Source organism: Acidovorax sp. HMWF018 (assembly GCF_003061035.1).
Taxonomy (GTDB): Bacteria; Pseudomonadota; Gammaproteobacteria; order Burkholderiales; family Burkholderiaceae_C; genus Acidovorax; species Acidovorax delafieldii.
In genome coordinates this window covers 1-1,022 of the sequence record NZ_QAIM01000307.1, presented here as the reverse complement: position 1 = coordinate 1,022, position 1,022 = coordinate 1, and the positions used below count along the sequence as shown (strand labels likewise).

Below are 1,022 nucleotides of genomic sequence, written 5' to 3'. Positions count from 1 at the left end.
GTTGGTCAGCAGCATCAGCTTTTCAGCCTGCAACACCGTGGCCAGCTTGCTGGCCACCACATCCGCATTGATGTTGTAGCTCTCATTGTTCTCGCCAAAGCCAATCGGGCTGATGACGGGAATGAACGCATCGTCTTGCAGCGCCTTCACCACGCTGGGGTCAATGGAAACGATGTCACCCACCTGGCCCACGTCGTGTTCGATGGTGGGATCCTTGCTGTCCACCATCTTGAGCTTTTGTGCGCGAATCATGCCGCCGTCACGGCCGGTCAAGCCCACGGCCTTGCCACCGGCTTGGTTGATCAGTCCCACGATGTCCTGCTGCACCTCGCCGGCCAGCACCCATTCGACCACTTCCATGGTTTCGGCATCGGTCACACGCATGCCCTGGATGAACTCGCCCTTCTTGCCCAGTCGGTTGAGCGCGGTTTCGATTTGCGGGCCGCCACCGTGCACCACCACCGGGTTCATGCCCACCAGCTTGAGCAGCACCACGTCCTCGGCAAAGTCGGCCTGCAGGGCCGGGTCCGTCATGGCGTTGCCGCCGTACTTGATCACCATGGTCTTGCCATGGAACTTGCGGATGTAAGGCAGCGCCTGGGCCAGGATTTCAGCCTTGTCGCGTGGGGCAATCGAAAGAAGGTCGGTCATGGGGGCGTGCCATCCGGAGAAAACTGTAAGGCGCAAATTGTGCCGCATTCGCCAGGCGCGCGAACACAAGAAGGCTTCAGTGGCGCAGCCAGTTCGGCACTTTGAACCGCACGATGGCCAGATAGGCCATGACATAGCTGACCACAAAAAGCCCGCAAAACGCCATGAGCAGGGGCGTGTTGTTCCAGAACAGCACTGCAGGCACCACCGTCAGGAGCGTAAAGCCCCACAGATAGGGCGACGTACGGTTGTTGCGCATCAGCACCCGGCGGGACTCATCATCGTGAAACACCCCACGAACAATGCGGCGGTAGATGAGCTGGTGAAAATGCAGCGCATCGGCCACGCCCGGTGAAACGCCCCGCACCGCC

The 1,022-nt window shown here is 60.4% G+C and carries 1 protein-coding gene and 1 pseudogene; both read right to left on the bottom strand.

Annotated elements, in window-relative coordinates:
- Positions 1–651: acetylglutamate kinase (gene argB, locus DBR23_RS11725; protein ID WP_108498356.1), on the bottom strand; the 651-nt coding region annotated here is incomplete at its 3' end.
- A gap of 76 nt (positions 652–727) precedes the next feature.
- A pseudogene (locus DBR23_RS11720) lies at positions 728–1,022 on the bottom strand (glycosyl transferase); the annotation flags it as partial.